31 protein-coding genes and 1 pseudogene are annotated in these 26,828 nt (G+C 67.0%); 28 read left to right on the forward strand and 4 right to left on the reverse strand.

Annotated elements, in window-relative coordinates:
* Nucleotides 1-107: 107 nt before the first annotated feature.
* Nucleotides 108-1,244: a glutamate--cysteine ligase gene (locus B7R22_RS04750; RefSeq protein ID WP_116410656.1), complete on the reverse strand. Its 1,137-nt coding sequence runs from the start codon at nt 1,242-1,244 to the stop codon at nt 108-110.
* A gap of 225 nt (nt 1,245-1,469) precedes the next feature.
* Here B7R22_RS04750 and rpsP point away from each other — a divergent pair, with 225 nt between their 5' ends.
* The 7 genes from rpsP (at nt 1,470) to B7R22_RS04785 (ending at nt 5,013) form a co-directional block, all read left to right on the forward strand.
* Nucleotides 1,470-1,898 (forward strand): 30S ribosomal protein S16, encoded by a 429-nt coding sequence (gene rpsP, locus B7R22_RS04755; RefSeq protein WP_116410657.1) that lies wholly within the window; start codon nt 1,470-1,472, stop codon nt 1,896-1,898.
* Nucleotides 1,899-1,901: 3 nt separating this feature from the next.
* Nucleotides 1,902-2,138 carry an RNA-binding protein gene (locus B7R22_RS04760; RefSeq protein WP_116282283.1) on the forward strand — a complete coding sequence of 79 codons (237 nt, stop codon included), beginning with the start codon at nt 1,902-1,904 and terminating at the stop codon, nt 2,136-2,138.
* Nucleotides 2,095-2,787, forward strand: a complete 693-nt coding sequence (gene rimM, locus B7R22_RS04765; RefSeq protein WP_116410658.1) for a ribosome maturation factor RimM — start codon at nt 2,095-2,097, stop codon at nt 2,785-2,787. Before B7R22_RS04760 ends, rimM begins: the two co-directional genes overlap by 44 nt.
* A 132-nt stretch (nt 2,788-2,919) precedes the next feature.
* On the forward strand, nt 2,920-3,201 hold the full coding sequence (locus B7R22_RS04770; RefSeq protein ID WP_116410659.1) for a type IV toxin-antitoxin system AbiEi family antitoxin domain-containing protein: 282 nt from the start codon (nt 2,920-2,922) through the stop codon (nt 3,199-3,201).
* A gap of 273 nt (nt 3,202-3,474) precedes the next feature.
* Entirely contained in the window at nt 3,475-3,867 is a 393-nt protein-coding gene (locus B7R22_RS04775; RefSeq protein WP_116410660.1) for an endonuclease domain-containing protein, read from the forward strand.
* A 112-nt stretch (nt 3,868-3,979) separates the two neighbouring features.
* Nucleotides 3,980-4,690 carry a tRNA (guanosine(37)-N1)-methyltransferase TrmD gene (gene trmD / locus B7R22_RS04780; RefSeq protein ID WP_116410661.1) on the forward strand — a complete coding sequence of 237 codons (711 nt, stop codon included), beginning with the start codon at nt 3,980-3,982 and terminating at the stop codon, nt 4,688-4,690.
* 50 nt (nt 4,691-4,740) lie between these two features.
* Complete coding sequence (locus tag B7R22_RS04785) at nt 4,741-5,013, forward strand: SEL1-like repeat protein (protein WP_116410662.1); 273 nt, start codon at nt 4,741-4,743, stop codon at nt 5,011-5,013.
* Here B7R22_RS04785 and map read toward each other — a convergent pair.
* A complete protein-coding gene (gene map, locus B7R22_RS04790) occupies nt 5,010-5,777 on the reverse strand; it encodes a type I methionyl aminopeptidase (RefSeq protein WP_116410663.1) in 768 nt (255 codons plus the stop codon). The two genes, B7R22_RS04785 and map, sit on opposite strands and share 4 nt — an antisense overlap.
* A 76-nt stretch (nt 5,778-5,853) precedes the next feature.
* Between map and B7R22_RS04795 the strand changes: the two genes are divergently transcribed.
* The 10 genes from B7R22_RS04795 to B7R22_RS04840 all read left to right on the forward strand — a co-directional run bounded on the left by B7R22_RS04795 (nt 5,854) and on the right by B7R22_RS04840 (nt 14,250).
* Nucleotides 5,854-6,351, forward strand: a complete 498-nt coding sequence (locus B7R22_RS04795; protein WP_116410664.1) for a hypothetical protein — start codon at nt 5,854-5,856, stop codon at nt 6,349-6,351.
* Nucleotides 6,352-6,566: 215 nt separating this feature from the next.
* On the forward strand, nt 6,567-6,914 hold the full coding sequence (gene rplS, locus B7R22_RS04800; protein WP_116282288.1) for a 50S ribosomal protein L19: 348 nt from the start codon (nt 6,567-6,569) through the stop codon (nt 6,912-6,914).
* 151 nt (nt 6,915-7,065) lie between these two features.
* The gene (gene lepB, locus B7R22_RS04805; protein ID WP_116410665.1) at nt 7,066-7,845 is read left to right on the forward strand and encodes a signal peptidase I; all 780 of its coding nucleotides are present in this window, start codon (nt 7,066-7,068) and stop codon (nt 7,843-7,845) included.
* Nucleotides 7,842-8,516: a ribonuclease HII gene (locus B7R22_RS04810; protein ID WP_116410666.1), complete on the forward strand. Its 675-nt coding sequence runs from the start codon at nt 7,842-7,844 to the stop codon at nt 8,514-8,516. Before lepB ends, B7R22_RS04810 begins: the two co-directional genes overlap by 4 nt.
* Nucleotides 8,517-8,528: 12 nt before the next feature.
* Nucleotides 8,529-8,852, forward strand: coding sequence for a DUF2469 domain-containing protein (locus B7R22_RS04815; protein ID WP_104244363.1), 324 nt, complete (start codon nt 8,529-8,531; stop codon nt 8,850-8,852).
* Between the two features lie 104 nt (nt 8,853-8,956).
* Nucleotides 8,957-9,313, forward strand: a complete 357-nt coding sequence (locus B7R22_RS04820; protein WP_116410667.1) for a YraN family protein — start codon at nt 8,957-8,959, stop codon at nt 9,311-9,313.
* Nucleotides 9,310-10,845, forward strand: coding sequence for a YifB family Mg chelatase-like AAA ATPase (locus B7R22_RS04825; protein ID WP_116410668.1), 1,536 nt, complete (start codon nt 9,310-9,312; stop codon nt 10,843-10,845). The genes B7R22_RS04820 and B7R22_RS04825 overlap by 4 nt, the downstream gene beginning before the upstream one ends.
* 11 nt (nt 10,846-10,856) lie before the next feature.
* Nucleotides 10,857-12,263 carry a DNA-processing protein DprA gene (gene dprA, locus B7R22_RS04830; protein WP_253258883.1) on the forward strand — a complete coding sequence of 469 codons (1,407 nt, stop codon included), beginning with the start codon at nt 10,857-10,859 and terminating at the stop codon, nt 12,261-12,263.
* A gap of 107 nt (nt 12,264-12,370) precedes the next feature.
* Nucleotides 12,371-13,267 carry a phosphodiesterase gene (locus B7R22_RS04835; RefSeq protein ID WP_116410669.1) on the forward strand — a complete coding sequence of 299 codons (897 nt, stop codon included), beginning with the start codon at nt 12,371-12,373 and terminating at the stop codon, nt 13,265-13,267.
* 29 nt (nt 13,268-13,296) lie between these two features.
* A complete protein-coding gene (locus tag B7R22_RS04840) occupies nt 13,297-14,250 on the forward strand; it encodes a tyrosine-type recombinase/integrase (RefSeq protein WP_116410670.1) in 954 nt (317 codons plus the stop codon).
* Nucleotides 14,251-14,266: 16 nt separating this feature from the next.
* On the opposite strand, the gene B7R22_RS04845 is transcribed toward B7R22_RS04840, so the two are convergent.
* Nucleotides 14,267-14,809 carry a murein hydrolase activator EnvC family protein gene (locus B7R22_RS04845; RefSeq protein ID WP_116410671.1) on the reverse strand — a complete coding sequence of 181 codons (543 nt, stop codon included), beginning with the start codon at nt 14,807-14,809 and terminating at the stop codon, nt 14,267-14,269.
* Between the two features lie 123 nt (nt 14,810-14,932).
* On the opposite strand from B7R22_RS04845, the pseudogene B7R22_RS04850 reads away from it, so the two are divergent.
* From B7R22_RS04850 to B7R22_RS04890, 9 genes and pseudogenes are all read left to right on the forward strand, one after another.
* A pseudogene (locus B7R22_RS04850) lies at nt 14,933-16,483 on the forward strand (sugar porter family MFS transporter); the annotation flags it as partial.
* A 262-nt stretch (nt 16,484-16,745) separates the two neighbouring features.
* Nucleotides 16,746-17,759 carry a 30S ribosomal protein S2 gene (gene rpsB / locus B7R22_RS04855; RefSeq protein ID WP_116410673.1) on the forward strand — a complete coding sequence of 338 codons (1,014 nt, stop codon included), beginning with the start codon at nt 16,746-16,748 and terminating at the stop codon, nt 17,757-17,759.
* 96 nt (nt 17,760-17,855) lie between these two features.
* Entirely contained in the window at nt 17,856-18,683 is an 828-nt protein-coding gene (tsf, locus tag B7R22_RS04860) for a translation elongation factor Ts (protein WP_116282298.1), read from the forward strand.
* Between the two features lie 94 nt (nt 18,684-18,777).
* Nucleotides 18,778-19,503 (forward strand): UMP kinase, encoded by a 726-nt coding sequence (gene pyrH / locus B7R22_RS04865; RefSeq protein WP_116410674.1) that lies wholly within the window; start codon nt 18,778-18,780, stop codon nt 19,501-19,503.
* Between the two features lie 48 nt (nt 19,504-19,551).
* Nucleotides 19,552-20,106, forward strand: a complete 555-nt coding sequence (gene frr / locus B7R22_RS04870; RefSeq protein ID WP_116282300.1) for a ribosome recycling factor — start codon at nt 19,552-19,554, stop codon at nt 20,104-20,106.
* A gap of 12 nt (nt 20,107-20,118) precedes the next feature.
* Nucleotides 20,119-21,075 (forward strand): phosphatidate cytidylyltransferase, encoded by a 957-nt coding sequence (locus B7R22_RS04875; RefSeq protein WP_253258884.1) that lies wholly within the window; start codon nt 20,119-20,121, stop codon nt 21,073-21,075.
* A gap of 29 nt (nt 21,076-21,104) precedes the next feature.
* Entirely contained in the window at nt 21,105-21,689 is a 585-nt protein-coding gene (locus B7R22_RS04880) for a DivIVA domain-containing protein (RefSeq protein ID WP_116410675.1), read from the forward strand.
* Nucleotides 21,689-21,991 carry a hypothetical protein gene (locus B7R22_RS04885; protein ID WP_116410676.1) on the forward strand — a complete coding sequence of 101 codons (303 nt, stop codon included), beginning with the start codon at nt 21,689-21,691 and terminating at the stop codon, nt 21,989-21,991. Before B7R22_RS04880 ends, B7R22_RS04885 begins: the two co-directional genes overlap by 1 nt.
* Complete coding sequence (locus B7R22_RS04890; RefSeq protein WP_116410677.1) at nt 21,988-22,710, forward strand: alpha/beta hydrolase; 723 nt, start codon at nt 21,988-21,990, stop codon at nt 22,708-22,710. The genes B7R22_RS04885 and B7R22_RS04890 overlap by 4 nt, the downstream gene beginning before the upstream one ends.
* A gap of 26 nt (nt 22,711-22,736) precedes the next feature.
* On the opposite strand, the gene B7R22_RS04895 is transcribed toward B7R22_RS04890, so the two are convergent.
* Nucleotides 22,737-23,792, reverse strand: a complete 1,056-nt coding sequence (locus B7R22_RS04895; RefSeq protein ID WP_116410678.1) for an AI-2E family transporter — start codon at nt 23,790-23,792, stop codon at nt 22,737-22,739.
* A 159-nt stretch (nt 23,793-23,951) separates the two neighbouring features.
* On the opposite strand from B7R22_RS04895, the gene B7R22_RS04900 reads away from it, so the two are divergent.
* Both B7R22_RS04900 and B7R22_RS04905 read left to right on the forward strand, forming a co-directional pair.
* Nucleotides 23,952-25,784, forward strand: coding sequence for a hypothetical protein (locus B7R22_RS04900; RefSeq protein WP_116410679.1), 1,833 nt, complete (start codon nt 23,952-23,954; stop codon nt 25,782-25,784).
* Entirely contained in the window at nt 25,781-26,782 is a 1,002-nt protein-coding gene (locus B7R22_RS04905; RefSeq protein ID WP_116410680.1) for a tetratricopeptide repeat protein, read from the forward strand. The genes B7R22_RS04900 and B7R22_RS04905 overlap by 4 nt, the downstream gene beginning before the upstream one ends.
* Nucleotides 26,783-26,828: the final 46 nt, after the last annotated feature.

Raw genomic sequence — 26,828 nt, forward strand, 5'->3', positions numbered from 1 at the left:
CGCGCGTCGCAGGCCGCGGTGCCTGAATTGCGGAGGCGGGCGGCGGGCGGCAGGCGGCGGGCGGGTGACAGGGGCGTGTGGGATGACCCGCGGGGCTGGCGGGGGCGTCAGTGGCCGAGGCCGTGCCGGAGCTCGTGCGTCAGCGACGAGACAACGGCCTGAAGGCTGCCGCCGTTCTGCTCGGCGACATGCAACTGCCGCTGGTAACTCGCCCCCTTCTCGAGGATGAGGTTCACCTGCTCGAGTTCCGCGGCGCATCCGAGCCTCGACGCCGTCGGCGCCAGGGTCACCAGCAGGTCTCGGATCTCGTCGGTCACGAGACGCTCGTCTCCCGCCGGGTTCAGGATGATCTCGGCGTCGAGCCCGTAGCGCGCGGCGCGCCACTTGTTCTCTCGCACGAACCAGGGTTGGAGGGTCACGAGATCCTCGCCCGCATCGAGCCTCTCCGACATGTGCTCCACCAGGCACTGGATGAGCGCCGCGACCGCACCGATCTCCTCGGGGCTCGACAGCCCGTCGCACGCTCGCATCTCCACGGTGCCCCACTGCGGAGACGGGCGGATGTCCCAGCGCACCTCGGTGTGGTCGTCGATGATTCCCGTGGTCGTCAGGTCGGCCACGTACTGCTCGTAGTCCGCCCAGCTGGCGAACTGGTACGGGAGCCCGGCGGTCGGCAGTTGCTGGAACATCAGCGCCCGGTTGGAGGCGTACCCCGTGTTGACGCCGCCCCAGAACGGGCTCGACGCGCTCAGCGCCTGCAGGTGCGGGTAATACGTCAGCAGGCCGTTCACCAGGGGGAGCACCTTGTCGCGGCTCTCCACCCCCACGTGCACGTGGATGCCCCAGATGAGCATGTTGCGGCCCCACCACTGGGTGCGGTCGACGAGGCGGTGGTAGCGCTCCTTGTCGGTCACTTCCTGGTCGAACCACTGGGCGAACGGATGACTGCCGGCACACATCAACTCCACATCGAGCGGGTCTGTGATGGCCCGCACTTCATCCAACATGCCGAGCAGGTCGGCCACGGCATCCGGAACCGATCTGTGGACAGTCGTGACGAGTTCGACGGTGTTGAGGAGGAGTTCGCCCGTGATCTGCGGATGCTCGGAGCCGTCACTCTGGCGGAGCGCGTCGAGCACCTCCCCGGCCACAGAGACCAGATCGCCGCTCACCCGGTCGACCAGGGCGATCTCCCACTCGATGCCGAGAGTGGAACGCTCTGAGTGCGCGAAGGTGATCTCCAACGGCTTGCCCTGCCTCTGTCTGTGCCTGCGAAACGGGTACGCGGTGCGGATTTGCGAATGTGATTACTCTATGGCGTATTTTTCTGACAGAATGGTCAGTCGAGTCTGCCCCCGCCCGACCCTCTAATCAGGCGTCGCGCAGAACCTTAGAACTTATTCTTGGCCGAGTGTGCGTCCCCACGCTCACGGCCGGCAGTTCGCCCCATAAAAATACTCAGGAGAATTGTGGCTGTAAAAATCCGTTTGAAGCGCATGGGCAAGATCCGCGCTCCTTACTACCGTATTGTCGTCGCCGACTCGCGCACCAAGCGCGATGGTCGTGTCATCGAGGAGATCGGCAAGTACCACCCGACCGAAGAGCCGTCGTTCATCCAGATCGAGAGCGACCGTGCGCAGTACTGGCTCGGTGTCGGCGCACAGCCGACCGAGCAGGTCGCCGCTCTGCTGAAGCTCACCGGTGACTGGGGAATCTTCAAGAAGGATGCCGCCACGTCGGTGTCGACCGTTCGCGTCAAGGCTCCGAAAGAGGCCTTCGTCGCCGACGAGAAGAAGAAGCCCGTGCTCCGTCCGAAGGCTGAGGCTCCCGCAGCCCCCGCCGCTCCGGTTGCCGACGCGGCTGCTGCCGACGGCGACGCGGCGTCGACCGAGGCGTAGGTCTTGCTCGCACCGGCTCTCGAGCACCTCGTCAAAGGGATTGTCGACAATCCCGGCGATGTGCACGTCGTGGCAAAGAACTCTCCCCGCGGCGAGGTCCTCGAGGTTCGTGTGAACCCCGACGACCTCGGTCGCGTGATCGGTCGCTCGGGCCGCACCGCCAAGGCGTTGCGCACGCTCGTAGCCGCTCTTGCCGATGGCAAGCGCGTACGTGTTGACGTGGTTGATACAGATTTCTAAGAACGAAACGCAACTGAGAGTCGGTCGTCTCACCAAAGCCCACGGGCTGAAAGGTGCGATCAAACTCGAGATGTTCACCGACGACCCGGAACGACGCTTCGTTCCGGGCTCGGTGTTCACGCTCCAAGTCCCCACCACCTCGCCTTGGCACGGAAAGACCCTCGAGCTGGCGGAACTCCGCTGGTACAACGGGCATCCGGTCGGCTTCTTCGTCGGCGTTCCCGATCGGACCGCTGCCGAGTCCCTCGCCAAGGCCATCCTCTGGATCGACCACGACCTCACCGAGGTCACCGACGAAGAGGATGCGTGGTTCGACCACCAGCTCGTCGGTCTCGCGGTCGTCCGCGATGGCGTGCGCATCGGCACGATGACGCAGATCGACCACCTCCCCGCTCAAGACCTCCTGCACGTCTCGACCGTCTCGGGCGAGGTGCTCGTGCCGTTCGTCAAGGCGATCGTTCCGTCGGTGGATGTCGCGGGCGGCACCATCACGGTGACCCCGCCCCCCGGGCTCTTCGAAGATCTCCCGGAGTCGGCCATCGCCGACGAAGCGGCGCTCGCTGCCGCAGTGCTGCCGACCGGCGTCTCGACGGACTCCTCCGACGACGCCGACGCGGTCCGCGCCGGCGATCGTCTCGACTCGAACTAGTCGCACAACCGACGGCTCTGCACTTATTCTCCGGGCTATCCGCGACGGATTCGAGCAGGGCCGCCGATTGCGTTCTCCACAGATCGTTCGTCAGACCCCTATGGCGACAATCACGCCGCCACACTGGTCGTCATGAACGATCCTCGACGAATTGACGACCTGCTCGCCTCCACCAGTGGGATTGCCAGCATCCGCCACCTCACCGCGGCCGGCATCTCGGCGCATCACGTCCGGGCAGCCATTGCCGACGGCCGGGCGGAGCGGGTGCGTCAGGGCTGGATCGCCGGCCCCACAGCCCCCGCCGAAGCTGTGCGGGCCGTGCGCGTCGGCGGCTGGCTCACCTGCCTGTCGGCGCTCCGGATGCACGGTGTCTGGTGCGCAGACGACGACCGGCTGCACGTGCGGGTCGACTAGCACACCACCCACCTGGCGTCGCCCGCTGACCGTACGCTGCCACTCGAGCGCGGCCCGGATGCGCGGACGATCATCCATCGCTCCTTTGCATCCGACACGGTCAGCACCAGCCTGCCGATCGATTCTGTCGAGACCGCCCTGCTGCATGCGGCCGCCTGCGCGACAAGGGACAATGCAGTCGTTCTGTTCGATTCGGCACTCAATCTGAAGCTGACGACCGTCCGTCGGCTCCGAGGGTTGGCGTCAGGCCTGACGGCTCGGCACAGGGAGGTAATGCGACTGGCCGATGGTTCTGCGCAGTCGGGGCTTGAGTCGAAGGCCCGGCTGCGGCTCTACGCCCTCGGGATTCCGCATCGCAGTCAGGTGTATTTCGGTGGTGTCGGGAAGGTCGACCTCGTCATCGGCGACCGGATCGTGCTCGAACTCGACGGGAGGGAGTGGCATTCGACACCGGCAGCGTTCGCCGAGGACAGGCGGCGCGACCTCATCCTGACCGAGCGCGGGCGCCACGTGATCCGCCTGACCTATGCCCAGGTGATGTTCGAGTGGCCGCGCATCGAGGGGCTGCTCCGCGAACTCGTCGCCCGGCGGGAGCACCGGTGGGGTGCGCGGCACCGTCGCGCCGGACTCGCTCCGCCGATCACGCAATCGGCGGCCCTGCCCTGATCCTCCCGCTCTTCGCGCCGGATCCGGCCGGGGCCGCCCGTTCGGTGCCGTGTATCCGGGCGGGGTGCGCCGGCGGGGCAGCGGCACTGCAGGGCCGCGTTAGGGTTTGGGGATGCGTATCGACATCGTCACGATCTTCCCCACCTTCTTCGATGCGCTCGACATCTCCCTGCTGGGGCGGGCGAGGGAAGACGGCATACTCGAGGTCGATGTGCATGACCTCCGCACCTTCACGCACGACCGGCATCGCACCGTGGACGACAAGCCCTACGGCGGTGGTGCTGGCATGGTGATGAAACCGGAGCCGTGGGGGGAGGCGCTCGACGCGATCCTGCCGGGTGCGGTTCCGGATGTCGCGGGCGAGACCGGCCCCCTCGTCATCTTCCCCTCACCCGCCGGCGAGGTGTTCACCCAGGCGATGGCGCGCGAACTGAGCGGCGCGAGCCACCTCGTCTTCGGCTGCGGGCGTTATGAAGGCATCGACCAGAGGGTGTTCGACTATGCCGGCAGCCGGGCATCCATTCGCCTCGTGAGCCTCGGCGATTACGTGCTGAACGGGGGAGAGGTGGCCGTGATGGCCATGATCGAGGCGATCGGGCGGCTGATTCCGGGTGTCATCGGCAACCCGGAGAGTCTCGTCGAAGAGTCTCACGAAGACGGGCTGCTCGAATATCCGAGCTACACCAAGCCGTCGAGCTGGCGGGGACTGGATGTACCGCCGGTGCTGATCGGCGGCAACCACGGTGCCATCGCCAGCTGGCGCCGCAATGCGCAACTGGAGCGCACTCGGCGCGTGCGACCGGACCTGCTGCCGCCCGAGTGAATGAGCCACGGGCTCTGTGTTCAAAAACTGAGGAATGCTAGGGTTGCGAGATGGACCACAGCCCCGATCTCGAAAGCACCCTGCTGGTTCTCCTCGTGGCCGACGATCGCGGTTCGCCCTGCGCCGAACAGGCGCTCGTCGAGTTCGCGAAGTCACATCCGGCAGCCTGCGCGAGCCTGGGGGCCGCCGAATACGCTCTCGGCCTCCGCTACCTGAACGGTGAAGGCATCGACGTCGACCTGGCGCTGGCCCGACACCACTTCGAGAGCGCGGCGGTCTTCGGGCATCCCTTCCCCGACGCCCTCCGCTGGGTGGACTGCTAGACGCGGGCGCTCAGGATGAGGGGGCCCTCGGGGGTGATGGCGATGGTGTGCTCCATGTGGGCGCCGCGGGAGCCGTCGGCGCTCCGAAGGGTCCAGCCGTCGCGGTCGGTGACGATCTTGTCGGTGCTCTCGAGGAACCACGGCTCGATCGCGATGACGAGGCCGGGGTCGAGGTGCACTCCGCGCCCGGGGCGGCCGTTGTTCGGGATGTGGGGGTCGCCGTGCATCGTGCGGCCGACGCCGTGCCCGCCGAAGTCTGTGTTGATCGAGTAGCCGTCGGCGAGGGCGACAGCCGCGATCGCGGCCGAGATGTCGCCGACGCGGCCTCCGGGCTGGGCAGCGGCGATGCCCGCGTTAAGTGCTCGTGTCGTGGTGTCGATGAGGCGGGCATCCTGCGGCCGCGGCGTGCCGACGATCACGGTGATCGCGGAGTCGGCCACCCAGCCGTCGACCGAGGCCGCGAAGTCGAGGGTGAGCATGTCGCCGTCGCGGAGGCGATAGTCGTGGGGCAGGCCGTGCAGCACGGCGTCGTTGACCGACGTGCAGAGCACCTTGCCGAACGGGCTGGCGCCGAATGAAGGGTGGTAGGTGATGTAGCAGGACTCGGCACCGCGTGCCCGGATCATCTCGTGTGCGATGGCGTCGAGCTTCAGCAGGTTCATGCCGACCGCGGCCCGGGCGGCCAGAGCGGTGAGCACCTCGCCGACGAAGGCGCCGGCGGGCCGCATCTGCTCGATTTCGGCAGGCGTTCTGAGTTCGATCATGGTGATTCCCTTTGATTTGCCTGTGTTTCCGAACCACACACGGCACGGTCCACGTTACCCGCCGTACTCTTGAGGCATGTTCGTTCGCCGGGCTTTCTACTACTGGCAGGTCGCTGCTGTCGTCGTGCTGCCACTGTGGGTGCTGATCGGCTGGTCCGTCTTCGGCGGCCAGGTCTGGCAGTTCCTCATCGTGATGCTCTCGTGCGGGGTACTGGCGCTTGCGATGGCCGCCGTCGCGCTGATCATCTTTGCGCGAAAGCAGGTCCGGTTGACCCGGGCCGTCACCTGGCAGGATGTCCTGCTGGTCGCCCTCTGGCATGTGTCGATCATCGCGGTGGGCTTCTTCCTCCCCGCAGGATCGTTCATCGCGGTCGCCTCGGTGGTGCTCGGATTGGTCGCTTTCTGGAGTTCGATCGCCCAGTTGCTCGGCGAGACGAAGCGGCGGGTGCAGGGTGTGTTCGACACGTTCCAGTACGCGGCGCAGATGGGTGAGGCCCCGCAGGCGGTGCGTGAACCGATCGTGGCCGATGGCGAATACATCGTCATCGAGACCGGCCGCAACCACCAGAAGTAGGGCTCGGGCATCCGGAGCCTGCACCGTACTCCGGATGTCGGCGCGACTCTCTTTGCTATTGATACGCATGTCGTGGCAGAATGTTCGATTGTGCCACCGCCAGACTCTGCCACAGGGGAGTTCTGCACTCACGATCGCACACCCCTTCACTGAATGGCCCTGATCGGGCCTCAAGAACGTAGTCGACCTGTGGCGGTTGCAGAGAGCGATACACCATGCACATTCTCGACAGCGTCGATGCAGCATCACTGCGGAGCGACGTTCCCGACTTCCGCGCCGGCGACACCGTTCGCGTGCACGTGAACATCATCGAAGGCACGCGCTCCCGCGTGCAGGTCTTCCAGGGCATCGTCATCGGCCGTTCGGGCGAGGGCATCCGCGAGACGTTCTGCGTGCGCAAGGTCAGCTTCCAGGTCGGCGTCGAGCGTACCTTCCCGGTTCACTCCCCGGTCATCGACCACATCGAGATCGTCACCCGCGGCGATGTGCGCCGCGCGAAGCTCTACTACCTCCGCGCTCTTCGCGGCAAGAAGGCGAAGATCAAAGAGAAGCGCGACGCGTAACTCGTCGCCTTCGCCGGCAACTGGCACGTTTTCCTGAGCGTCGTCCTAACATTTGGATAACGCGTCTGGGAATACGCCGGTTTCGACTCGCGCGTTGAACGTCTCCCTGAGCTCCTGCCCCATAAAATGGGTCGGGAGCTCAGGCGGTTAAATGACAGAAACATCGTTGCGGCCACGATCGGATCGTGGCGGCAGACGCACGGGGCGACGCCAGAAGAGCGCCGCCCTTTTCATTCGTGACATCGTCGTCATCTTTCTGATCGCACTCCTAGCGTCTGTGCTCATCAAGACGTTCCTGGTGCGCTCGTTCTACATCCCTTCGGGGTCGATGGAGAACACGCTGCAGATTGGCGACCGCATCCTCGTCAACGAGCTCGAGCCGAACGTCATCCCCATCGAGCGCGGCGACGTCGTCGTCTTCAAAGACCCGGGCGGTTGGCTGCCTGCCCATGTCGACCCGCCCACGACGCCGATCGTCGGGGCGATCAACTGGGTGCTCGATGCCGTGGGTCTGGCCGCGACCGACAGCAACGACCATCTGATCAAGCGCGTGATCGGGCTGCCGGGCGACCACGTGGAGTGTTGCAACGCGCTCGGGCAGATGATGGTCAACGGCGTGCCGCTCAACGAGCCGTACCTGAAGCTCCCCGACGGCATCACGAAGGTCTCCGACCTCGCGTTCGACGTGACGGTGCCCGAGGGATCGCTCTGGGTGATGGGGGACAACCGTTACAACTCGGCGGATTCTCGTTACAACCAGACCAATCCCGGTGGTGGTTTCGTGCCCGAAAGCGATGTTGTCGGCCGTGCTCTCTGGATCACATTCCCGGTGACCCGGTGGACCTTCCTCGACAACTATTCGTCAGTGTTCAGAGGGGCAGCGGATGCCGCGCCCTCTTCGGCTTCAGGCTCGTCGGGTGGATCCGGGTGACGCCGGTCAGCGACCCGACCCTCCGGCACGAGCGCACTCTCGGGCGCGCCGGAGCCCAGCTCGTCATCGGAGTCGATGAGGTGGGTCGTGGCGCGCTCGCCGGGCCCGTCGCCGTGGGAATGTGCGTCATAGATCCCGCCAGTCGCCGCACGTTTCCCGCGGGGCTCCGCGATTCGAAGCTGCTGTCCGAGGCGCGGCGGGAGCAACTCGCACCCCTCGCCACTAAATGGGCGTGGGCATCCGCTGTCGGGCTTGCAAGCGCCGACGAGGTCGATCGCCTCGGAATCATCGCGTGCCTGGGCATCGCAGGTGCCCGTGCGCTCACACAACTGCGGGCCGTCGGCGTCGACACTTCCCAGGCGATTCTGCTGCTGGATGGCAACCACAACTATCTCGCGGCCCAGATCGGCGACGAGGTGCAGGTGACGACGAAGATCAAGGCCGACCGCGACTGTGCGTCTGTCGCGGCAGCGTCGGTGGTTGCGAAGGTGCACCGAGACCGGCTGATGATCTCGTTGCACGAGGAGCACCCGGGGTACGCATGGGCGAGCAACAAGGGCTACGGCAGCTCCGCGCACTTCGATGGGCTGCAGTTGCTCGGGCCGACCGTGCATCACCGTCACAGCTGGCTGAAGGCCGAGCGGATGATCGACGGCAGCGTTCCGGCATAGACTTGCAACACCATGGAAGAAGACGAATTCGAGGACTACGACCGCGAGGTTGAGCTGGCGCTCTACCGCGAATACCGCGACGTCGTATCGCAGTTCAAGTACGTGATCGAGACCGAGCGCCGGTTCTATCTGGCGAACGACGTCGATCTTGTGCGCCGCGACACCGAACACGACTTCTACTTCGAGCTCACGATGAGCGATGTGTGGGTGTGGGACGTCTACCGTTCCGACCGGTTCGTGAAGTCGGTGCGCGTGCTGACTTTCAAGGATGTGAACATCGAGGAGCTCTCGTCGAAGGACTTCGAGCTGCCCAAGGAACTCGCACTCGACGAGTAGCTCCTGTTCTCCACAGGCAGTTGATTCACGGATCTCTCCACAGATCCTGTTGCAACCCCACTCGCCACTGAGCCTTCTTGCCACTCTGGTGGCGGAGGCACACGATGAAGGCAAAAGACGAACTGGGCCGGCGCGGCGAAGAGCTTGCGGCCCAGTATCTGGTTCAACAGGGATACGGGATCCTCGAACGCAACTGGCGGTGTCGCCAGGGTGAGATCGATGTGGTGGCCGAGCACGAGGGCGTGACGGTCTTCGTCGAGGTGAAGACCCGCTCGGGGCTTCGCTACGGTCATCCGTTCGAGGCGATCACCATCGCGAAGATGGCACGGCTGCGAAGGCTCGCCGGCGCATGGTGTGACGCGGCGGAGTCGGGCCGCCGGCAGATCCGAATCGATGCCATCGGCGTGTTGGCGCCGCCTCGGCAGGATGCTGTCATCGAACATCTCGTCGGGATCTTCTGATGGTGGCCCGCACGCACTCTGTTGCTCTGCTCGGGATGACCGGTTCCATGGTCGAGGTCGAAGCCGACATCGGGAACGGCCTGCCGACCCTGATGATCATCGGGCTGCCCGACACGGCGCTCTCGGATGCCCGGGATCGCGTTCGCGCGGCGGCCACCAACTCCGGCTGCCCTCTGCCGACGAGCAAGATCACCGTCAACCTCTCGCCCGCGGCCCTGCCCAAACACGGGTCGACCTTCGACCTCGGCATCGCCATGGCAATCCTCGCTGCCGATGGCACCGTCTCGGCTGAGTCGGTCGAGCTGGTCGTGCACCTCGGAGAGGTCAGTCTGGATGGTCGGCTCCGCCCGATGAACGGCGTGCTGCCGGCCATTGCGGCGGCAGCACGTGCGGGGTTCCGCACCTTCGTCGTGCCGGCGGGGAACCGCCACGAGGCATCCCTCGTGCCGGGCGTGACGATCGTTCCGGTCGTCTCGCTTCGCGATGCCGCGATCCACCACGGAGCGAGGCTCGACCCGATACCGCTCGACGTCATCGAGGGCGCCCGGGCGCTCGACACGGAGCCTCCCGAGCATGAACTCTCCGATGTGATCGGCAACGCCGACGCGGTGCTGGCCCTCATTGCGGCGGCCGCGGGCGGGCACCACATCTTCATGCTCGGCCCGCCCGGTGCCGGCAAGACCATGCTCGCTATGAGGCTCCCGGGTCTGCTGCCTGACCTCGACGCCGAATCGGCCCTCGAAGTGAGCTCGGTCCGCTCGCTCGCCGGGGCCTCAGTGCCGCGCACTCTCGCCACCCGGCCACCGTTCGAGAGCCCGCACCACTCCGCGTCGGCCGGGGCGCTCATCGGTGGCGGCTCGAAACAGATCCGGCCCGGGGCTGCCGCCCGAGCATCGCACGGCGTGCTCTTTCTCGACGAAGCTCCCGAGTTCGCGAGTACCGTTCTCGACACGCTCCGCCAGCCGCTCGAGTCCGGGGTGATCAGCATCCATCGTGCGAACGCGATCGCCCGATTCCCGGGTCGGTTCCAGCTGGTGATGGCGGCGAATCCCTGCCCCTGCGGGCAGTACGGAACCGCCGACCTGAACTGCCTCTGCACACCCAACACGCGCAGGCGCTACCTGGGGAGGCTTTCCGGGCCACTTCTGGATCGAATCGACATCCAGGTGCAGGTGCGGCGAGTGTCTGCCGCCGAGCTCAGGATCGACGAATCAGGTGATCGGCTCACGACGGCCAAAGCGCGCGTCCAAGTCGAGGAGGCTCGCGCTCGGATGGCCGCGAGACTAAGTGGCACGCCGTGGAAGCTGAATGGTGAGGTGCTCGGTACCTGGCTCCGAAGCGGACCGGAGAAGTTGGCCCGGGACACCACCGTCTCCCTCGACCGCGCGCTCGAGCGAGGCCTCATCACCATGCGCGGTTACGACCGCATCCTGCGGGTCGCCTGGACTCTTGCAGACCTCGATGGTGCCCCGCGGCCGGGTACCGACCAGATCGGCCGCGCCCTCTATCTCAGAAAGTCGCTGACACTGTGAACATCTTCCTGTTGGACGAAAGACTCGTAATCGACGCCGTCTCCTCCGTCAGCCCCCTGTGGCCCGCCGGGCGAGCTGGGGATGCCGTCAGCGCCGATTCGGATGATCCTGCTGAGCTGGCTGAGTCGGCTGTGTCGGCTGTGTCGGCCGCGGAGCGTTTCGCGCGCGCCGCGTGGAGTGGCATCGCCGAACCGGGGGACGCCACTGCCGGTCGGCTGGTTGCGGCGCTCGGATCGGCCGCCGCCCTGGAATGCGTCGTCGCCCGCCAGTCGCCGGCGACGATTCTCGGGCTGGCCCGTGATGCGGGTGCCACTGTGGGAACGGCCGCCGAGGTGGAGGCCGCGCTCGAACGGTGGAAGCCTCGGCTGACGACATCGACAGTTCTGACATCGATGAGGCAGGCCGAGAGGTGCGGCGCGAGACTGATCGTGCCGACGGATCACGAGTGGCCGGAGGGCCTCGGAGGCCTCGGTCCACACCAGCCCGTGGCGCTCTGGGCCCGGGGAAGGCCGAACGCTGTTCTCGGGCTCCGCTCAGCCATCGCCGTCGTCGGAGCGCGGGCGGCGAGCGGTTACGGCGAACACATGGCGATGGAGCTGTCGGCTGGTCTCGCCGACCGGGGCTTCGGCATCGTGTCGGGTGCGGCCTACGGCATCGACGGGATGGCCCATCGGTCCGCCCTTGCGAGCTCCGGCCAGACATTCGCGTTCCTCGCCGGGGGAGTCGACCGCTTCTACCCGACGGGGCATGATGCGCTTCTCACCAGGATCGCCGAAGTGGGTGTTGTCCTCTCCGAACTGCCGTGCGGCTCCGCGCCGACGAAGTGGCGCTTTCTGCAACGCAACCGCCTCATCGCAGCCGCAGCGCTGGCCACCGTGGTCGTCGAGGCGGGGGTGCGGAGCGGATCCCTCAACACTGCGGCGCACGCCGCGGCGCTGGGCCGGCCGCTCGGTGCTGTTCCGGGGCCGGTGACGTCTCCGTCGTCGGCTGGCTGTCACCGGCTCCTCCGCGAATTCGATGCGGTCTGTGTGACGACGCCCGACGAAGTCGTGCAGCTGGTCGGGGAGGTGCAGCACGCGTCGCCGCAGCCGGTTCTCCGGGGTCTTGAGGCGCTCGAAAAGCCGCGGAACGGGGCTTCTCCGGCCAGTGGAGCCCCGCCGGGTGGAGCCGCGCCCGGTGAAGCCCCGGCCGGTGGAGCCCCGCCGGGTGGGACGCCGCCCTCCACCCAGAGCCGCCGGCCCGCTGAACAGGTGCGGGTGCTCGATGCTCTGGGTCGCCGCACTCCGCGTTCGGTCAACGAAGTTGCGCGGCGGGCGGGGCTGGGGGTTGCTGCCGCGCAGTCGGCGCTCGGTGCGCTCGGGCTGGAGGGCGTCGTCGAGGAACAGCGTGGCGGGTGGCGCAGCGTGCCGTCCGGGTGAGGCGTGCGGGCCAGGCGCCGCCTGAGTAAGGCATGCGCGCACCCGGCGCCCGCCGACAGGTGGCGGCGGGCGCCCGCGGCGTCGGAGGGGTTTGGCAGGATGGGGGGATGGCCACGACGAATGCACCCACTCATGTCATCGCCCATCTCAGCGACACGCATTTCCTGCAGGGGCGGGCGAAGCTCTACGGCACGGTCGACACCGACTCCACGCTGGCTCGTGCGCTCCTGCAGCTCGAGCGGTCGGAGATCAGGCCGAACGCGCTGGTCTTCACGGGGGATCTCACCGATCTGGGCGAGACCGATGCGTACAGGCGGATCCGCGCGCTGGTCGAGCCTGCTGCGGAACGGATGGGCGCAGAGCTGGTGTGGGTGATGGGCAACCACGACGTGCGGGGCCGGATGTGGGTCGAGCTGCTCGACCAGGCCGCGAGCGACGACCCCGTCGACCGGGTCTTCGACCTCGATGGGCTCCGGCTGATCGCTCTCGACACGTCGGTGCCGGGCTTCCACCACGGAGAACTGGGCAGCGGGCAGCTGGAGTGGTTGCGGGAGGAGCTCCGCGCGCCGGCTGCCCACGGCACGCTCATCGCGCTTCACCATCCGCCGATCCCGACGACGCTCCCGCTCATGCCCATCCTGGAACTGCAGGAGCAGGAGCTGTTCGCCGACGTCATCAGGGGCACGGATGTGCGGGGCATCCTCGGAGGGCACCTGCACTACTCGACGACGTCGCTGTTCGCCGGAATCCCCATCTCTGTGGCGGCGGCGACCTGCTACACGATGGACCTCTCGGCGGGGCCCGATCAGCTCAGTGGGGTGGGCGGAGGGCAGTCGTTCACCCTGGTGCACGTCTACCCGGAGCAGGTCGTGCACTCGATCATGCCGATCGGCGACTACGGGGTCATCAACAGTTTCCCGACCGACGTCGTGCGACGGATCGAGGCGCTCAGCCCGGCCGAGCAGCGCGACGCGTTCTCGCGCCACGCACCCCGGGCCGGCTGATCCACCGATCTGTCCGGCATCCTAGGAGCATGAGCCTCGAGCAGAACGCCGACGACTTCCTGTCGCACCTGGCTCTCGAACGCGGCTACTCGCCGAACACGGTTCGCGCCTATCGCTCCGACCTCGCGAATCTCCTGGCGTTCCGTGCTGATCGTCACCGCGCGTCGACAGCGGGACCGGCCGGCGAAGAGGCCGACGTGACATTGGAGCTGTTGCGGGACTGGTTGTGGGCGGCATCCAACCAGGGGCTCTCGAAGGCGACGATGGCCAGGCGTTCCGCGACAGCCAAGAGCTTCTCCGCGTGGCTGACGCGAACGGGGCGACAGAGCGGCGACGCCGCGGTGCGTCTTCGCGCGCCCCGGCCCGAGAGGGCTTTGCCGAGGGTGCTCAGCCGGTCATCCATGCAGTCCATCTTCGATCTGCTCGACGAACGGGCGGTCGGCGGCGACCCGGTGGCCGAACGCAACCGGGCGATCGTCGAACTCCTCTACGCGTCGGCTCTCCGTGTGTCGGAGATCGTGGGCATCGACGTCGACGATCTCGACGATGAGCGGCGCACGGTGCTGGTGACAGGCAAGGGCTCGAAGCAGCGGGTGGTTCCCTTCGGCGCCCCCGCGCTCGCGGCCCTGACCCAGTACCGGGAGAACGGCAGGCGGGAACTGCTGATCGACGCGGAGTCGGGCCAGGCGTCGCAGGTGCACGTGTCGAGTGCACTGTTCCTGAACAGCCGCGGGGAGAGGCTCGGCACGAGGGCGGTCTATGCGGTGGTCTCCGAGTTGCTCTCGCGGGTGCCTGGAAGCGGACCGGAGGGCCCGCACGCCTTTCGGCACACGGCGGCGACCCATCTTCTCGACGGGGGAGCCGACCTGCGTGCCGTGCAGGAGATGCTCGGTCACTCGAGCCTCGGCACCACCCAGATCTACACCCACGTGACTACAGAGCGGCTGCGGAGCGCCTACCTTGCGGCTCACCCCCGCGCCTGAGTGCAGCGGGCGCGCCTCAGCCCGGCCTAGTCGGCCCCGGAAGGAGCACCGCGCGAGGGATGCCGCCGAAGAGGAGCAACGGGGACACGTACTCCCCGTTGCGGCGGAGTCCGAGGTGCACACACCCGAGCTCGCAGTGCGACGAGGTCGCCACCACTCCGATCTGCTGGCCGACGGCCACCGTCTCTCCGAGGGCGACGGTCGGGGTGACGGGTTCAACGCTCGAGAGCAGCCCGTCGCCGTGGGTGAGGGAGACGAGGGGCCGGTCGACCACCACTCCGGCAAACGAGACGGTGCCGGCGAGAACGGCGTAGACCGGTTGGCCGGGGCTGGCGGAGATGTCGATTCCGCGGTGACCGGCGGAGTAGCGGGTAGCGGGGGCCGCAAAGGGCCGTAGCACGATGTGCGGGGCATCCGTCGGCCAGGAGCCGACAGCGCCCGCAGAACCAGCAGCGCCGACAGAACCGACAGAACCCGCTGAGCCGGGCTCGCCCCCGCCGACGACCCCCAGCAGTATCAGACAGACGGCCACGGCCTTGCCCACACGTATTTCGTACATGACAACAGCCTCGGCCCGTGAGCGCAAGTCCGGGGCGCGATTTCTGCCATCGGTGGAACATCGTGGCAAGATCGAAGATGTGGGCGAGAAGAGCCCGGGCAGAGTCGCCCCTCCCCTCGCTCCCATAGGAACACATCACCAGAGGGGCAGGCCATGGCCGGGAGCACGAGCAACACCACATCCACGAACGCACAGCAGTCGGAAAAGGACCTGCAGAAACGGCTGAACCGCAAGGTGCTCGCCCTATCGATCGCAGCGGCGCTCGGCGGATTCCTGTTCGGCTTCGACTCCTCCGTGATCAACGGCGCCGTCGATGCGATCAAGACCGACTTCGGGCTCGACACCCTGCCTTTCCTCAGCGGTTTCGCCGTTGCATCCGCTCTGCTCGGCTGCGCCGTCGGCGCCTACTTCGCCGGCCGCATCGCCGATCGTCTCGGCCGCGTGCCGGTGATGCTCATCGGCGCGGCCCTCTTCCTCATCAGCTCGGTCGGCTCGGCCTTCGCCTTCAGCGTCACCGACCTGATCCTCTGGCGGGTGCTCGGCGGGCTCGGAATCGGCATTGCGAGCGTCATCGCGCCGGCCTACATCGCTGAGATCGCACCGAAGGCCGTGCGCGGCAGCCTCGGCTCGCTGCAGCAGCTCGCCATCACGCTCGGCATCTTTGCGGCCCTGCTCTCCGACGCCATCCTCGCGAACGCTGCGGGGGATGCGAACAGCCCGCTCTTCTTCGGAGTGGATGCCTGGCGCTGGATGTTCGTGGTCTGCGCCATCCCGGCGATCGTCTACGGGCTCCTCGCCTGGCGGCTGCCCGAGTCTCCCCGCTACCTCGCGGGAAAGGGCCGCCACGACGACGCGAAGAACGTACTTGCCAGTGTGATGCCGAAGGCGCAGGTGGACGATGCGCTCGCCGAGATCGAAGAGTCGCTGAAGCAGGACACGGAGAACGCCCGCACCGCGAGCCTCCGCGGCAAGCTGTTCGGCCTCCTGCCCGTGGTCTGGGTGGGCATCCTGCTGTCGATGTTCCAGCAGCTGGTGGGCATCAACGTGATCTTCTACTACTCGACGTCCCTGTGGTCCTCGGTCGGTTTCGACACGGGCAACGCGGGGACGAGCCTGACGATCTCGGTCGTCACTGCCGTGGTCAACGTGCTCGTCACGTTCGTCGCCATCTTCACCGCAGACAAGACGGGGCGTCGTCCGCTGCTGCTGATCGGATCGATCGGGATGGTCGTCTCGCTGGCCTTCATGGCGATCTCGTTCGCGCAGTCGGTGCAGGTCGACGGCAACCCGTCGCTGCCCGGGGCCTGGGGCCCGGTCGCCCTTGTCGCGGCGAACCTGTTCGTCATCTCGTTCGGTGCGACCTGGGGCCCGCTCGTCTGGGTGCTTCTCGGCGAGATCTTCCCGAACCGCATCCGCGGCAAGGCGCTCGGCATCGCCGCCGCGGCCCAGTGGCTCACGAACTTCGCCGTCACCGAGACGTTCCCCGCGCTATCGGCGTTCTCGCTCCCGTTCACCTACGGGATGTACGCGTTCTTCGCCCTGCTCTCCTTCATCTTCGTGTTCTTCGCGGTGCCTGAGACGAAGGGCCGGTCGTTGGAGAGCATGGATGACCTGAAGGTCGATCGCGGCGGGCGGGCGGCCAAGGCGGCGGCGGCCCTGAAGGCGTCGGCCTGACGCCTGGCGCCGGATGCTCTCCCGCACCGGCGCGCCCGTTCGCCCACTTCGGTGCTATTCTGGACGCAGCACCGCGCTCGTCGCGGTGACTACGCGTGCCCAATCGGCCGCCATTCCCCTTCGGTCCCCTGACTCGTCACGAGTCTGAGGCGGGGTTTCGGCCGGGCACCAGGAGAGGCGATCATCCGGTCGCCGCTAGCAACCGATTCGGCTCTTCCGTGCATCCGTGTGGGAAGACGCCGGGAGAACAGGAGAACGGCTCATGGCCGTCGTAACCATCCGCCAGCTGCTCGACAGCGGCGTGCACTTCGGGCACCAGACCCGCCGTTGGAACCCGAAGATGAAGCGATTCATCTTCACCGAGCGTTCCGGCATCTACATCATCGACCTGCAGCAGTCGCTCGGCTTCATCGACAAGGCCTACGACTTCGTCAAGGAGACGGTCGCCCACGGAGGCACCATCCTCTTTGTCGGCACCAAGAAGCAGGCGCAGGAATCGATCGCCGAGCAGGCGACCCGCGTGGGCCAGCCCTACGTGAACCAGCGCTGGCTCGGTGGCCTCCTGACCAACTTCCAGACGGTCTCGAAGCGCCTCGCCCGCATGAAGGAGCTCGAGGAGCTCGACTTCGAAGACACCGCGAAGAGCGGTTTCACGAAGAAAGAGCTGCTCATCAAGAAGCGCGAGCTCGACAAGCTGCACAAGAGCCTCGGTGGTATCCGCAACCTCGCGAAGACCCCGTCGGCCCTGTGGGTCGTCGACACAAAGAAGGAGCACCTCGCGATCGACGAGGCGCGAAAGCTCGGCATCCCGGTCATCGGCATCCTCGACACGAACTGCGACCCCGACGAAGTGCAGTACCCGATCCCGGGCAACGACGACGCGATCCGTTCGGTGGGCCTGCTGACCCGCATCATCGCCGACGCCGCCGCTGAGGGCCTCATCCAGCGTCACCAGAAGCCCGAGGAGACCGGCAACGTGTCGGCCGTCGAACCCCTGGCCGAGTGGGAGCGCGAGCTCCTCGGTGCGTCGACCGACGCGCTCGCCGCTGACGAGACCGCCGTTGCCGAGACGCTCGCCACTGAGGGTGCTGACGCTGCCGTGGTCGAGTCCGCCCAGGCCGACGCCGCCGTCATCGACGCCGACGCGGCCGAGCTGGTCGAAGAGCCGACCGAGGAGAACGACGCTGACGCGCAGCTCATCGGCAAGAACATCGGCGACCCGGTCGAGCACCCCGTCGCCGAGGCACGCACCGTCGACCCCGAGCAGGAAGTTTAACCTTCCCGCCCAGTCGTACATCTATGCTGTGCCCGGGACTGCATCCATCGATTGCGGGCCCCGGGCACAGCCAGTGAACAAGGAGTAAGAAGCACTATGGCAAACTTCAACGTTGCCGACGTCAAGATCCTGCGCGACCGTCTCGGCGCCGGAATGGTAGACAGCAAGAACGCTCTCGTCGAGGCCGATGGTGACATCGAGAAGGCCATCGAGATCCTGCGCCTCAAGGGCCAGAAGGGTGTCGCGAAGCGCGAGGGCCGCGCGACCAGCGAAGGCCTCGTTGCCGCGAAGGAGAACGGCGACACCGCCACCCTCATCGAGCTGGCCAGCGAGACCGACTTCGTCGCGAAGAACCAGAAGTTCATCGACCTGAGCGAGAAGGTCCTGGATGCGGTCACCGCATCCGGAGCTTCGACTCTCGAGGAGGCCCTGGCGGCCGACGCAGGCTCGCAGACGGTCGCCGCGACCATCTCCGACGAGGCCGCGATCCTCGGTGAGAAGCTGGAACTCCGCCGTGTCGCGAAGGTCAGTGGCGAGCACTTCGCCATCTACCTACACCGCACCAGCAAGGACCTGCCCCCGCAGGTCGGCGTGGTCGTCGGCTACAGCGGCGATGATGCCGACACGGCGCGGAGCATCGCGCAGCACATCTCCTTCGCGAACCCGGAGTACCTCAGCCGCGACGACGTCCCCGCCGACGCTGTCGACGCCGAGCGGAAGATCGTGACCGAGATCGCCGAGAACGAGGGCAAGCCAGCAGCGGCGCTGCCCAAGATCATCGAAGGCCGTCTCACCGGCTACTTCAAGCAGGTCGCCCTGCTCGACCAGGACTACGCGAAGGACAACAAGCTGTCCGTGGCGAAGGTGCTGGCCGAGGCCGGTCTGACCGTTACCGGTTTCGCCCGTTTCAAGGTCGGCGCGTAAGCTCCAACACCTCAAAGCCCCGACGCCCGTAACGGCGTCGGGGCTTTTTGTTTACCGGTAGCCTGAACAGCGAACGAACGAAGGGACAACCACCATGTCTGAAGCAACAGGACGCCGACGGGTTCTGCTGAAGCTCTCCGGTGAAGCCTTCGGCGGCGGCTCCCTGGGTGTCAACCCCGACGTGGTCGGTGAGCTGGCCCGCGAGATCGCGGAGGCCGCCAAGCAGGTCGAAATCGCGATCGTCGTGGGTGGTGGCAACTTCTTCCGCGGCGCGGAACTCTCCCAGCGCGGAATGGACCGGGGCCGCGCCGACTACATGGGCATGCTCGGCACCGTGATGAACGCCCTCGCGCTGCAGGACTTCCTCGAGCAGGCCGGCGCTGCGACGCGCGTGCAGTCGGCCATCTCCATGACCCAGGTCGCCGAGCCGTACATCCCGCGCCGCGCCGAGCGGCACCTCGAGAAGGGCCGTGTCGTCATCTTCGGCGCCGGAGCAGGCTTGCCCTACTTCTCGACCGACACCGTTGCCGCTCAGCGCGCGCTCGAGATCGGCGCAGACGTCGTGCTGGTCGCGAAGAACGGCGTCGACGGCGTGTACGACGCCGACCCGCGGTCGAACCCCGACGCGAAGAAGATCGACCGCCTCACCTACCTCGATGCCCTGCAGCGTGAGCTGAAGGTCGTCGACTCGACTGCCTTCAGCCTCTGCATGGACAACAACATGCCGATGATGGTCTTCGGCATGGAGCCGATGGGCAACGTCACGAAGGCGATCCTCGGCGAGCAGATCGGCACGCTCGTGCACACCTCGCACCAGTGACGCAGGCATCCGAACTAAACTGGCCCAGAGATTTCTGAAGGAGTTACCGTGATTGCCGATGTACTGACCGATTCCGCCGAGCGGATGCGAAAAGCGCTCGAGTCGACGAAAGACGACTTCGCGACCGTCCGCACCGGGCGCGCGAACCCGGCGCTGTTCCAGAAGCTGCTGGTCGATTACTACGGGTCGCCGACGCCTCTCGAGCAGCTCGCGTCGCTGCAGAACCCCGAAGCCCGCACGATCCTCGTGACGCCCTACGACAAGGGTGCGCTCCGCGACATCGAGCAGGCGCTCCGCGACATGCCGAACCTGGGTGCGAACCCGACGAACGACGGTTCGATCATCCGCGTCACGCTGCCCGACCTCACCGAGGAACGCCGCAAGGAGTTCGTCAAGGTCGTGAAGGGCAAGGCCGAAGACGGCAAGGTCTCCGTGCGAAACATTCGCCGGAAGGCGAAGGACGATCTGGATGCCCTCAAGAGCGAAGTCGGCGACGACGAGGTCGCACGCGCTGAGAAAGAGCTGGAGGCGAGCACGAAGGCGACAGTCGACGCCATCGACGACGCTTTGAAGCGCAAAGAAGCCGAGCTCCTGGAAATCTAGGCACGGCTTTTCGTGACAGTCGATCCGGGTGGGCGACGCCCGTCGAAGCAGAGGCGTCCGACGGGTATCTCCCGGGCGGAGCTCGAAGAGCGCGTGAGAGCGCGCCGTGAGCAGTTCGAAGAGGCCAACGACAAGATCACGGCGCGCTCTGGCCGGAATCTGTTGAGCGCTGTCGCCATCGGGGTGACGCTGGCCGCCCTGATGGTGGTCAGCCTGCTGTTCATCACGGAGCTCTTCCTGATCTTCGTCGGGCTGATCGCCTGTGTCGGCAGTGTCGAACTGGTGGCGGCCCTCAGAAAGTCGGGACGCTATGTTCCGGTGGTGCCCTCGGTCATCTCGGCCGCCGCGGTGTCTGTCGCGGCGTTCTACGGTGGCGCATCCGGCCAGTGGCTGACCCTGCTCGCCGGTATCGGGCTCGTCATCGTGTGGCGGCTCGTGATGCTGGTGCGCCCCGCCCACCGGGTCGGCGGCAGCCGCCAACTCGCCCGGGATGTCGCCGCTGCCATCGTCGTGCAGGCCTACGTCGTCTTTCTCGGCAGCATCTCGATCCTGCTCGTGGCCCAGCCGGACGGCCGGTGGTGGGTGCTCTCGTTCATGGTCGTGGTGATCTGCGTGGATACCGGTGCCTACGCTGCCGGTCTCAACTTCGGCAAGCACCCGATGGCCCCGCGGATCAGCCCGAAGAAGACGTGGGAGGGCTTCGCGGGCGCCCTGCTCGTCGCCCTGGTCGCGGGCGTACTGCTCTCGGTGCTGCTGTTGCAGGAGCCGTGGTGGTTCGGGCTTCTCTTCGGCGCGGTGCTCACGCTGACGGCGACGTTCGGCGACCTGGCGGAGTCGCTTCTGAAGCGCGACATGGGCATCAAGGACATGAGCACCTGGCTTCCGGGCCACGGCGGGTTCCTCGACCGGCTCGATTCGATGCTGCCCTCGGCCGCAGCCGCGTATGTGCTGTACATCGTCTTCGCGTAGCGCACAGCCCGCAATGGCAGAATGACCGTGTGAGCCAAACATTTCCCCTCAGCCGGAAGTCCGAGCTGGGCTACAGCGTCGACGACGTCGAGAAGTTCCTGGTGGATGCCCGGCTGGCCTACGAGGCGCGGGCCGACGTCGGTGCTGGAGGCGCCGCCGATGCCGGTTCACCTGCCGTCATCGATTCGCGGAGCATCCGGAGCACCTCCTTCGACCTGCAGAAGGGCGGATACTCGACGCTGCACGTCGACGCAGCCCTCGATCGACTGGAAGAGGCCTTCGCCGCGCGCGAACGCGCCACCGGCAAGCGTGACCTCGGCGACGCCCAGTGGTACGACGTGAACAGGGATCGCGCTCGCGAGATCCTCGCCCGGCTCGAGCGCGAGGCAGGTCACAAGTTCCGGCGTGCCGGGGCGCTCAGCGGCGGCTACGACCGCCGGGAGGTGGATGCGTTCTGCGCCCGGCTCGTCGCGTACTTCCGGAACGGTGCCCCCATGCCGATCGAGACGGTGCGGGGTGCCCTCTTCATGCCGAAGCTGGGCGGGTACAACGAGACCCAGGTCGACCTCGTGCTCGACGCCGTCGTCGACGTGATGGTCGCGGTCAGGCCGTAATGCCCCGCAGCAACCGGCCGCGCCGCGCGAAGGGGCAAGGCGACGAGGCGGGCTCCGACATCGAACGCATGATGACGGGCTCACGCATGGTCGAGTGGCGCCGCGGCCACGACTGGAACGTGCAGCCGATCACGGCGAATCAGGCGACGAAAGACTACGTGTGCCCCGGATGCTCGTTGCCGGTGACTGCCGGAACCGCCCACCTCGTGGCGTGGCGGGCCGACGGCGTTCTCGGAGACGCGAGCGACCTCGCCGCCCGACGGCACTGGCACATCCACTGTTGGAGGATCGGACTGTCATGACCACCATCGAGATCCGCTCCACGGTCGTGCTGCCGGCTGTGCGCGAAGACATCGAGCTGCACACCTCCGACGGACTGACGCTGGTGGGCGAGTTGGCCCTGCCGGTCGGGCGCCCGCCGGTCGCAACCTTGGTGACGCTTCATCCCCTGCCCACGGCGGGCGGGTTCATGGACTCACACATCCTGCGGAAGGCCGCCTGGCGGCTTCCCGAACTCGCCGATCTCGCCGTTCTGCGCTTCAACACCCGCGGCACGTCCTCTCCGCGCGGCACGAGCGACGGGGCGTTCGGTGAGGGAGTGGAGGAGCGGCTCGACGTCGATGCGGCAATGCGCTTCGTCAACGAACGCGGACTGCCGCATCCGTGGCTCGTCGGCTGGTCGTTCGGCACGGAATTGGCTCTGAAGTACGGGCTGTCGCACCAGATCGATGGGGCGATCCTGCTGTCGCCGCCGCTTCACAGGGCGACCGACGCGGATCTCACCGCCTGGGCGCACGCGGGCGTGCCGCTGGTGGCGCTGGTTCCCGAGCTCGACGACTTTCTGCGGCCGGCCGAGGCGCGGGAGAGGTTCGTGCTGGTGCCGGGGGCCGACCTCGTGGCCGTCGACGGCGCGAAGCACCTCTGGGTGGGAGAGACGCAGACCCGCCGCGTGCTGAACGAGATCGTGGAGCGCGTGAATCCGTCGAGTGCGCCGCTCCCCACGACCTATGAGGGCGACTAGACACCCACGGCCGCGACCGTCGGTCTTCAGCGCTCGTTCTGCGCCGGGATCACGACCTGCTTGACGATCAGCATGATCGATGCCGCCACGGGGATGGCGACGAGCGCACCGAGCACGCCGAGAAGCGAACCGCCGGCCAGAGCGGCGATGACCACGATCGACCCCGGCACCGACACGGCCCGGCGCATGATGTTGGGGCTGAGGAGATATGCCTCGACCTGCATGTAGACGAGGTAGTAGATGGCGGCGACGAGCGCCGTCAGGGGCGAACCGATGGTCGGGATCAGGCAGATGCCCACGATGATGACGGAGCCCGAGATCGTTCCGACCAGCGGGATGAGCGAGAGGATGCCCGCGATGAACGCCAGCACGGCGGCGTACGGCGCCTGGATGATCGACAGGAAGATGAAGCTCAGCACGCCGTTGCACGCCGCCAGCGCCACCTGCCCGACGACATAGCGGCCGACCGCGTCGGTGATCTGTTCTCCGAGGTCGGCGAACCGCTCCCGCTTGGTGGCCGGCACGAGCAGATACACCGTGCGCTTCATCATGCCGAGATTCGCAGTGAAGAACAGGGTCAGGATGATCACAATCACCATGCCGAAGACACCGTTCGCGATGCCGATGCCGACCTGCAGCGCACCGCCGGCGATGGTCGTGATGTTGCCCGGATCCCGCAGGTACTTGGTCACCGCATCCACGACCGCCTGCACATCGATGTAGCCGCCGAGCTGCTGGGTGAGATTGGACGCGAAGTCGGACGACGTGAGTTGCGCGAAGAGCAGCGGGACCTGGTCGAACAGCTGGCTCAGCTGCTGGATGATGATCGGCAGTACAGCGAAGACGAGACCGGTGATCACCCCGGCCACAGCGACCACGACGATCAGGATGGCGAGGGCACGGGGCACCTTCTTGCGCTGCAACCACGAGACGAGCGGATCGAGGCCGAGCGACAGGAAGATCGCGATGCCGACATAGGTGAGCACGGTGGCGAGGCTGCCCACCATGAAGAGGATGAGCAGGCCGAGGCCTACTCCGAGCGTGCCGACCAGACCGAACACGAAGGCGTTCTGAATCTTCACAGTTTCTCCTCTGAGCCCCCGGGATCTCGGGGCGCAGAGACATTCTAGGGCCAGCTCCCGGAGCCCCGGCGGGCCGACGATTACCGGCGCACAGCGAAGTCTGGGAGCATACCCAAGGAGGATCAGCTATCTTTTAATGTCCTTGTCTGGAGTTCTCACGTGCGATTCATACTTGCCATCTTCGCCTTCGTCGTTGCGACGGCGCTCATCGGCATCGGTATCGCCGAGCGCACGGTGCTGCTGCCCCCCTCGTCGCTGACCGTCTCCACCACCACGAGCGACGGGTCTCCCTACCTCTATATCGACGGCGATGTGCTCCAGGCGGAGAGCGGCAACCAGACCGTGAGCCTCGGCGGCACCCCGACGGTCTTCGCCGCCTACGGCCGCACCGACGATGTGAAGGCCTGGCTGAACGGGTCGTCGTACGACAGCGTCGGATTCGACGCCAGCGACACCAGCGGGCGCACCCTCACCGCAACGACCGTCGCCGCAACGCCGGACGGCGAGGCGAACGTGGCGAGCGGCTCGGCCAACCCGGCGGGCTCCGACCTGTGGCTCGAACAGTTCACCAGCGACGGCGCGATGAACCGCACGTTCAACCTCCCCGCCGGCTACTCGCTCATCGTCGCGACCGACGGCACCGCTCCCGCACCGAACTCCGTGCAGATCTCGTGGCCGCTCGACGACAGTACGCCGCTCGCGGTGCCCTTCCTGCTGGCGGGGGCCTTCTTCCTGATCGCCGGTCTTGTGCTGTTGCTGCTTGGCCTCCATCACCTGCGAAAGTCCCAGGGTCCGAGGCGGAAGCCCCCGGCGCTGCCGAAGGGCAAGCGCTTCTCCTCGTCACGCACGAATGCGATCGAGTCCGGTGTCGGACGTCGAGGGCGCCGGTCGATCTCCCGGTCTGTCGCTGTCGCTGTGCCGGGCGTGCTGCTGGCAAGCCTCGCGTTCAGTGGACAGGCCTACGCCGCGACGGCCCCCGCCCCCACTCCCGGGCCGACCGTCAGCACCCAGACCAGCGTGCCAGCCACCGATGCGCCCGACGTGTCGACTGCCACGCCGACCCCGGTGGCGACGGATGCGACGACCGGCCCGCCGCCTGCGGTGACCGAAGCGCAGCTGAACGGCATCCTCGCGAAGATCTCCGCGTCGACCACGGCCGCCGACGCCGCCTCAGACGCGACGGCGCTCTCAGCGCGGATGACAGGCCCGGCGCTCGACCTCCGCACCGAGACCTACGCCATCCGGAAGACCTTCCCGTCGTACGCGGCGCCGCAGGCGATCCCGGCCGGGCCCTCGTCGGTCATCCTTCCGCAGGCGACCGACTCGTGGCCACGCACCGTGTTCACCATCGTCGAGAATCCCGACGACAAGACGGTGGCGCCCCTCTCGTTGATGCTCATCCAGGACACTCCGCGGAGCGTCTACAAGGTGTACTACGCGATCGCGCTCGAGCCGAACACGACGCTTCCGCCGGTGGCACCTGTCACCATCGGAACCTCGAAGCTCGCGAACGACACCAAGCTCCTCGCCGAGACGCCTGCCGATGTGGCTGCCGGCTACGCCGACATCCTCGCCGTCGGTGAAGCGAGCCCGTACTTCAGCCAGTTCGATGCGACGGGTGACACCCTCCGCACGAGTGTCGGTGCTGCCTTCAAGGCCGACAAGAAGGCCAATCTGAAGAACACGGCGTCGCTCGATTACGCGAAGGTCGCGGGTGCCGGTGAGAGCATCGCTCTGGCGACGAACCAGTCTGGCGCGCTCGTCGCCCTGAACATCCGGGAGTCCGAGACCGCCAAGGTCGTCGAGGCCGGAGCGACCGTGACGGCGCAGGGCGCGGTTGCGGCGGCGTCGGGAGTCACCGTCTCCACCAAGGGCACCGAAGCGATCTACGACTACCAGTTGCTGTTCTACATCCCGCCGTCGGGCGACACGTCGAAGGTCATCCTTCTCGGTTTCGCCCAGGGCCTACTGTCTGCCAAGGAGTTGCCGTGAGCCAGATTCCCCCCTCTGCCGCAAGCCTGAGAGGTGCTGTCGACCTCTCGTCGCTCGTGAACCGGGCGGCTGCCCCTGCGGGCACGCCCGCCGCCGGGGGAGCGGCGATCCCTGCGGCCGGGGGCCCGCCCGGGCCGGGCGTCAGTGTTCCGAGCCTGCTGCTCGATGCGACGGATGCGACCATCTCGCAGGTGCTCGACCTCTCCAACGCGGTTCCGGTCATCGTGGAGCTGTGGGCGTCGTACGCCGACGCGTCACGGGTGCTCGCACCGATCATGCAGAAGGTGGTGCTCGAGTACGGCGGACGTTTCGTGCTGGTGCGCGTCGACACGGAGTCGAATCCGCAACTCACGTCCGCCTTCCAGGCCCAGACGGTTCCGACGGTCGCTGCGATCCTCGCCGGACGGCCCGTTGCGCTCTTCGAGGGCGCTCAGCCCGAGGAGGCCGTGCGCGAGGTTCTCGAGCAGGTGCTGCAGCTCGCCGCGCAGAACGGGGTCACCGGTTCGGCGATCCCGGCCGACGGCCGCACGGGAGCCGCAGACGGGGCCGACGCGGCAGACGACGCCGAACCGGTCGAGGAGCCGCTGCCGCCGCACCACGCGGAGGCGTTCGACGCCATCTCCCGCGGCGACTACAAGGGCGCCATCGCGGAATACGAGAAAGCTATCGCGCAGAGCCCCCGAGACCAGCTGGCCATCGCCGGCCTCGCACAGGTGAGACTGCTCGACCGGCTCGACGGAAAGTCGCTCGACGAGATCCGCAGTGCCGGAGCCGTTTCGCCTGGCGATCTGGAGGCCCAACTGCTGGTGGCCGACCTCGACGTCTCGGGCGGGCATGTCGAGGATGCGTTCGACCGCATCCTGCTGCTTTTCCCCACGTCGGACCAGCCCACGAAGGATGCGCTCCGAACCCGTCTGCTCGAGCTGTTCGAAGTGGTTGGAACCGACGATGTGCGGGTGACGGCCGCGCGCCGCAGACTCACGATGCTGCTGTACTGACCCGGGGCGTACTGCCCCCCCGACTCGGTCGTACCGGGCCAAGCGC

This window comes from Subtercola boreus (assembly GCF_003399635.1).
In the GTDB taxonomy this organism is placed as follows: domain Bacteria; phylum Actinomycetota; class Actinomycetes; order Actinomycetales; family Microbacteriaceae; genus Subtercola; species Subtercola boreus_B.

Coding starts and splice junctions, on each gene's coding strand:
- rplS (WP_116282288.1), top strand. CDS start 6,567: ATGCACATTCTCGACAGCGTCGATGCAGCATCACTGCGGAGCGACGTT.
- rpsB (WP_116410673.1), top strand. CDS start 16,746: ATGGCCGTCGTAACCATCCGCCAGCTGCTCGACAGCGGCGTGCACTTC.
- trmD (WP_116410661.1), top strand. CDS start 3,980: ATGCGTATCGACATCGTCACGATCTTCCCCACCTTCTTCGATGCGCTC.
- B7R22_RS04815 (WP_104244363.1), top strand. CDS start 8,529: ATGGAAGAAGACGAATTCGAGGACTACGACCGCGAGGTTGAGCTGGCG.
- B7R22_RS04845 (WP_116410671.1), bottom strand. CDS start 14,809: ATGTACGAAATACGTGTGGGCAAGGCCGTGGCCGTCTGTCTGATACTG.
- B7R22_RS04820 (WP_116410667.1), top strand. CDS start 8,957: ATGAAGGCAAAAGACGAACTGGGCCGGCGCGGCGAAGAGCTTGCGGCC.
- B7R22_RS04835 (WP_116410669.1), top strand. CDS start 12,371: ATGGCCACGACGAATGCACCCACTCATGTCATCGCCCATCTCAGCGAC.
- rimM (WP_116410658.1), top strand. CDS start 2,095: ATGGCAAGCGCGTACGTGTTGACGTGGTTGATACAGATTTCTAAGAAC.
- B7R22_RS04775 (WP_116410660.1), top strand. CDS start 3,475: ATGCGACTGGCCGATGGTTCTGCGCAGTCGGGGCTTGAGTCGAAGGCC.
- map (WP_116410663.1), bottom strand. CDS start 5,777: ATGATCGAACTCAGAACGCCTGCCGAAATCGAGCAGATGCGGCCCGCC.
- B7R22_RS04795 (WP_116410664.1), top strand. CDS start 5,854: ATGTTCGTTCGCCGGGCTTTCTACTACTGGCAGGTCGCTGCTGTCGTC.
- B7R22_RS04840 (WP_116410670.1), top strand. CDS start 13,297: ATGAGCCTCGAGCAGAACGCCGACGACTTCCTGTCGCACCTGGCTCTC.
- B7R22_RS04770 (WP_116410659.1), top strand. CDS start 2,920: ATGAACGATCCTCGACGAATTGACGACCTGCTCGCCTCCACCAGTGGG.
- pyrH (WP_116410674.1), top strand. CDS start 18,778: ATGTCTGAAGCAACAGGACGCCGACGGGTTCTGCTGAAGCTCTCCGGT.
- B7R22_RS04785 (WP_116410662.1), top strand. CDS start 4,741: ATGGACCACAGCCCCGATCTCGAAAGCACCCTGCTGGTTCTCCTCGTG.
- B7R22_RS04885 (WP_116410676.1), top strand. CDS start 21,689: ATGCCCCGCAGCAACCGGCCGCGCCGCGCGAAGGGGCAAGGCGACGAG.
- B7R22_RS04890 (WP_116410677.1), top strand. CDS start 21,988: ATGACCACCATCGAGATCCGCTCCACGGTCGTGCTGCCGGCTGTGCGC.
- tsf (WP_116282298.1), top strand. CDS start 17,856: ATGGCAAACTTCAACGTTGCCGACGTCAAGATCCTGCGCGACCGTCTC.
- lepB (WP_116410665.1), top strand. CDS start 7,066: ATGACAGAAACATCGTTGCGGCCACGATCGGATCGTGGCGGCAGACGC.